Below are 6,025 nucleotides of genomic sequence, written 5' to 3'. Positions count from 1 at the left end.
GTCATTTCATTGACGTTATGTACCGCTATGTTAATCTGATCCGCTCCAGACGCCATTTCGTTCATACCGCCTGTAATTTCCTGCGTTACCCTTTCAAGGTTCTGGCTCTCAGTCATTACTTCCTTACTGCCGTTAAGCATTTCCTCTGAACTGCTCTGTACCTGCTGGGTAATTTCGCTAACCCCGCCGACGCTTTGCAGAACCTGTTTGCTTCCTTCGCTTTGCTCTTCCATCGCGTTGCGGATGTTTTCTTCCTGCATTGCAACGGTCTTAACGCCGGAGTCAATCGCCTCGAACCTGTTAAGAACGTTTTCGGTTGACTTTGTTATCTTGTCTATAGACTCTTTTATCTTCTTTAACACGTTGCCGATTGTCTTGGACTGTTCGCTTGAGCTTTCCGCCAGTTTGCGGATTTCGTCGGCGACTACGGCGAAGCCTTTGCCCGCTTCTCCGGCGTGCGCGGCTTCAATGGCGGCGTTCATCGAAAGCAGGTTAGTTTGGCTTGCGATATTTTCCATTACCGAGTTGATTTCCAGCAAGCCTTCAGACTCGCGCGCGATTTCCTGAATGTCCGCTGCTACTTCCTGCAATCCGCCGCGTCCTATTTCGGATGCTTCTTTTAATGTAGTTACATTGGCGGCGTTGCTGACTAGTGTGTTGGTAACGGAGCTGATATTGGCTACCATTTCCTCAATGGCGGACGACGCCTGAGAAACATTGCGGCTCTGGTTTTCAACATGGCTGTTAAGTTTGTTTATGTTGGCTATAACCTGCTCCATAGTCGCGTTGGTTTCCGTAACGCTGGCGCTCTGATTTATTACGCGGCTCTTGATACCCTGAACGTTAGCTGTAATTTCGTTTACAGCCGCCGCAGTCTCGGTCATATTGCTTGCCAGATCATCGCCAATATCCGATAACGCATGCGCCTGCTTTTTTATGATAAGTACAAGATTTTTAATTTTTTCTATTGTTTTGTTGAAGTATTTGGCGAGGTCGCCTACTTCGTCTTTAGAGCTGACGGCAATACTCTTTGTTAAATCGCCTTCTCCTTCGGATATGTCTTTGAGAGTTTCGGATACTTTTACGATTGGAGCTGTAGTGGCGTTAAGAACAAAGTATATAATTATTATAGCCAGTACAAGGGCTATAGATGCCAGAATAATAACGAAATTTCTAAGAGTATTGACATCTTTTAAGATGTAAGCTTCCGTTGAACCGACCATTATTGACCATGTTGTCGGAGAAACGCCTATTGGAATATTGGCAATCGCCATTATTACGTTTGTTTTCAGTTCGGGATCGTACTCCGTACCTTCCCACTCTTTTGCGTTCTTTATAGCTTCTTTGACTGTGCTTAATGATTTGCCGTATTGCGTTTCTTCGTCAATTTTCTTTCCTATAAAATCAGGCAGGTAATTTGCCAGAATAGATCCTTGGTCGGTATAAATTACCGCACTAGTAATTTCTTCCATCTCTTTGATGGTCTGTTCTATTCTGGGCTGGCACATTGCGATATCCAACTGACAGCCTATGATTCCTACTACGTCTTTAATACGCTTGTTAATAATGGGGACCATTAATCTGACACAATAAGTATCTTTTCCCATATTCTTAAATTCGGTTATATCGGACAAATCAACTGTCATCTTATTTGGTCCTGACATAAAAGTCATTGCGTCCGCTACAACGGCACTAGTAATAATCCTTGTCGCTCCATCTTCTCTTGTTAACGCATAAGCGAATTGTCCAGAGGGGGTTGATCCAGGTCTGCCTATGTTGCGCGCGTCATTGCCGTCAACAGCATTTGGTTTCCAAATGGTGAACATTCGTACAAAATCCGGCACGTCCTCAAAAACGGACTGCATCGTATCTTCATACGTTTTGCGCCGAGTATCAGCCGCTATATTTTCATAAAAATTAAAATTATTCGATAATGTTTGTAAGATTTCTATATAGCCGCTCATGCGTCCATCCCAGTATTGGGCGCGTTGGCGGGCAAGATACATGGCTTTCTGCTTGGAAAGACTTAAGGCTATGCCTGATGCCCGTTGCAGCTCAATTATGGCTAGACCGCCGGCGATTACCAATACAATGGCAATCATAATAATACAGAGTTTAAATTTTATTTTCATTTTTTTCCCCTTTTTATAAGCCGCATAAACGACGACTATTTATTACTATAAATATTATAAAGGAAAAAAGAAAAAAAGACAATATGGCAATAAACAAACTGATTATAAAAAAAATGTATATTTTTTCTTGAGATTTTACTAAAAAAGCCAATTTTTGGCTTGTCAATGGCGTCTGGGGCTGTTTTAGAAGTCACGAACCACACGGACAGAACGAATAGATCTACCACTAACCACACGAACATCTGCGAACCTAGAAAGCGAAGCTATTTACTACAAATATGCGCATAGTAAATAGCTAAAATGATCAGGGGTTGTTGTCCGAAGGCTTGGCTTTCAACTATTACGATAAGATAACGGACAAAAACCCCCTAAACCTTACGTTCCCGTCTTACGCGCTTATCAGTAGTAATCTCTAATCCCTCAGTTCGCTCTTTGGTTCGTGGTAGAGAAATTACGCCTCAAAATGCCGTAAAAACTAACGAATTTCCGCTATTGGCTGTTTGGAGACAAGCGAAGCGCCAAGAGCCGCAATAAAATGCACTCTGCCTGCCGCGTTTGCCTTTATTTCCAACTCCATTTTCATGGACTCGATAATAGCGATTGTTTGACCGTTGGAGACTGTATCGCCCTCGCTTACGGAGTAACGTAAAACAACGCCTGCGACAGGAGCGCCTACTATTGTTCCGCCTCCACTGGCTAGGGGGACCGCTGTCGGAGCGGGGGTAGCCGCCGGAGTTGGAGCAGCCGCAGGAGCCGGAGTTGCAATACCCGCGCCGCTAATTTCGGCTACAGGCTGTTTGCCTACAACGTTAGTGCCTGTGGGAGCAATAAAATGTACTCTGCCTGCCGCGTTTGCTTTTATTTCCAATTCCATTTTCATGGACTCTAAAATTATAATTGTTTGACCGTTCTTTACTTCCGCGCCTTCAGAGACGGCATGGCGAAGCACAATTCCCGCTACGGGAGCTATAACAGTTACAGAGCCAACTCCGCCGCTTGACGCGACAGGGGCGGTTGCGGTAGCAGGAGCGCCGCCTGAGGCGGGAGCTACGGCTACTGTTCCGGCGGGAGCGACAACCACATCGTAATTCGCGCCGTTTACGTTTATCGAGTAACGGGCGGCTTGTCCCGGTGCTGCAGGAGCGGCTGAGCCTTCCGCTTCCGGCTTAAAGACAACAGGACCGTTTGCACGTTTTTTGAAGAAGTCAGGAGCAACTTTCGGGAACATGGCGTAAGTTAAAACGTCTTCCGTTGTAACAGTACTTGTGCCTAAAAGTTTTTTGGTTTCGTCTTCAAGTTTGGAATATTCGGAAGGAATATCATCTGCCGGGCGGTGGGTGATTTCTTTTTCCATTTTTAAAGCTTCAAGAGCTTTCTTTACTACATCGGGATTTTTGGGAGCGGGACAAGCGCCGTATTTTCCGGCTACAAGGTCTTGGAACTCGCCTGAAAGTTTGTTGTATCTGCCGAATAGTACGTTAAACACAGCCTGTGTTCCGACAATTTGACTTGTGGGAGTAACAAGCGGCGGATAGCCTGAATCTTTTTGAACAACGGCGATTTCTTTAAGTACGTCGTCAATTTTATCAGAAGCGCCCTGTTCTTTAAGCTGGCTTTCTAGGTTGCTTAACATTCCACCGGGAACTTGGCTTGCGAGGATACGGGTATCCGCGCCGAGGAAACTTGATTCAAACTTTTTGTAGTTTTTGCGGACTTCGCGGAAATATGCGGCAATTTCGAGTAACAGGGCGGTGTCCAATCCTGTGTCATACTCTGTGCCTTTGAAAATTTCTACCATTGTTTCAGTGGGGCTATGACTTGTTCCCATCGACATTGATGAAATTGTAGTGTCTAAAATTTCCGCTCCCGCCTCGGCGCACTTGGTAAGAGTCGCTACGGACATACCTGTAGTGGCGTGAGTGTGGATTTCTATCGGTAAGTCGGTCACCTTCTTAATTGCTTTTACAAGCTCATAACCTTCGTAGGGTTTAAGAAGACCGGACATATCTTTAATACAAATTGAATCCGCGCCGATGTCTACAAGCTGTTTGGCGAATTCGGCGTATTTTTGAATCGTATGGAAAGGAGTTACAGCGTAAGAAATTGTCGCCTGAATGTGTTTGCCTGTTTTTTTTGCGGCTTCAGTGGCGGCTTTAAAGTTGCGGGGGTCATTTACAGCGTCAAAAATACGGAAAATGTCGATGCCGTCTTTTGCGGCGTATTCAACGAACTTGGCGACAACGTCGTCGGCATAATGTCTGTATCCTAAAAGGTTCTGCCCTCTTAAAAGCATCATTATCTTTGTTTTGGGCAATGCTTTTTTAAGCTTTTTAAGCCTCTCCCACGGGTCTTCATTTAAAAACCTGATGCAGGAATCAAAAGTGGCTCCGCCCCAGGCTTCTAACGCAAAGAAGCCGACTTTATCAAGCTTATCGCAAATAGGAAGCATATCCGCAGTAACCATGCGGGTAGCAAACAATGATTGATGCGCATCACGCAACACTAAATCTGTTAATTTAACTTTAGGCATTTTTTCCTTCCTTAATGAAATTATTTATTTTTTCTGTATTCATTTACAGCGGCGCTAATAGCGGCAGTAACCGCGGAATTTCCTGATTGTTGAGTGCTAAAAACTACAGAGCCAGAACCTACGGATTGATCATTTTTTTTTTCACCATGGGCTTTTTTAAGCTCATTGTTGAAAAACCAGATCATTGCCAATATACCGACAATGATAACTCCCATGATAAGCATAGATGGAACATTACCTTGATTTACCATATCCATTATAGTCATAGATCCTCCGATTGGTTTTATAGTACAGAAAATAAGATTTATGTTCAAGTGGTTATTTCAGTTTCTTTCGCAATTTACGGCGTTTATTTCGCTCTTTTGCGGCTTCTTCCTTATCAATATTTGAAAGCGGTTTTTCCTCATTATCGTCGTAAATATAGGTAACTTCTTTATTCGGCAGTCGGGAAATAACGATTAGCCAAGCAACGCCAAAAAGCATCATTAAAAAGCATAGAATTTGCCCTGTTGAAAAGCTGAACAGGGGGTGCGCGTACGCTGTTGGAAGCGTGTTTTTGACAAATTCAATGCGATATCCCAAGTCGGCGTCGGGTTCACGGAAATACTCGATAATAAAGCGGAAAAAGCCGTAACCAAGGAAGTACAGTCCTATAAGAAAGCCCTTAAAAGGTTTGCGGTTGCGGAAGAACCATATAATCGCCCAAAGGACGATTCCTTCAAAAAGCGCCTCGTAAAGTTGGGAAGGGTGGCGGGGCAGATTTACAAACGCCCCTTTTATTACAATGCCGGCTTTTTCGGCAATTTCCTGTACCCATGATTCACTTGCCGGAAGAGGTGTCGCGTGGGGGAAAATCATTCCAAGCGGACTTGCCGTCGCTCTGCCGTAAAGTTCCGCGTTTATAAAATTTCCCAACCTTCCAAATGTATAGCCAAGAGGAATGCTTGCCGCATACATGTCGCCGATTTCCCTAAAACTGATTTTTTTAACTTTGGCGTAAATTATAACGGACAGTAGACCGGCAAAAGCACCGCCGTGATAACTCATTCCCTGAAGCCCCGTGAATTTTCCGTTATGGAAGGGCCAGAAAATTAACCAAGGTTGTTTAAGATAAACACCGCCGGGTTCATAAATAAGAGTGGAAAAAAGCCTTGCTCCTACAATCAAAGACATTATTCCCCAAACAAACATATTGGAAAGATCGTCTTCCGTCATGGGAAAATTCCGTTCTTTTACCTGTCTGCGGTACAAAAGAAAAGCGGTGGCAAAAGCAAAGATGTACATAAGCCCGTACCAACGGACAGGAAGACCGGGAATTATTTCCGGTTTGAGCCATGAAGGAAACGGGATCGATAAAAGCATT

4 protein-coding genes are annotated in these 6,025 nt (G+C 44.2%); all 4 read right to left on the bottom strand.

Annotated elements, in window-relative coordinates; genetic code table 11:
- The coding region (locus tag ACYVTD_RS02655; RefSeq protein WP_461246230.1) for a methyl-accepting chemotaxis protein at positions 1-2,132 on the bottom strand (2,132 nt) is incomplete at its 3' end.
- Positions 2,133-2,607: 475 nt separating this feature from the next.
- On the bottom strand, positions 2,608-4,662 hold the full coding sequence (gene oadA, locus ACYVTD_RS02650) for a sodium-extruding oxaloacetate decarboxylase subunit alpha (protein WP_461246229.1): 2,055 nt from the start codon (positions 4,660-4,662) through the stop codon (positions 2,608-2,610).
- 20 nt (positions 4,663-4,682) lie between these two features.
- Positions 4,683-4,928, bottom strand: a complete 246-nt coding sequence (locus ACYVTD_RS02645; protein ID WP_461246228.1) for a hypothetical protein — start codon at positions 4,926-4,928, stop codon at positions 4,683-4,685.
- Between the two features lie 52 nt (positions 4,929-4,980).
- Positions 4,981-6,024 carry a prolipoprotein diacylglyceryl transferase gene (lgt, locus tag ACYVTD_RS02640; RefSeq protein ID WP_461246227.1) on the bottom strand — a complete coding sequence of 348 codons (1,044 nt, stop codon included), beginning with the start codon at positions 6,022-6,024 and terminating at the stop codon, positions 4,981-4,983.
- Between the last annotated feature and the right edge of the window lies 1 nt (position 6,025).

The sequence above is a fragment of the Treponema sp. R6D11 genome (assembly GCF_054786075.1).
Note: the sequence above shows the minus strand (reverse complement) of the source record. Positions and strands in the feature narration are given on the sequence as shown.

Coding starts and splice junctions, on each gene's coding strand:
- oadA (WP_461246229.1), bottom strand. CDS start 4,662: ATGCCTAAAGTTAAATTAACAGATTTAGTGTTGCGTGATGCGCATCAA.
- ACYVTD_RS02645 (WP_461246228.1), bottom strand. CDS start 4,928: ATGACTATAATGGATATGGTAAATCAAGGTAATGTTCCATCTATGCTT.
- lgt (WP_461246227.1), bottom strand. CDS start 6,024: ATGCTTTTATCGATCCCGTTTCCTTCATGGCTCAAACCGGAAATAATT.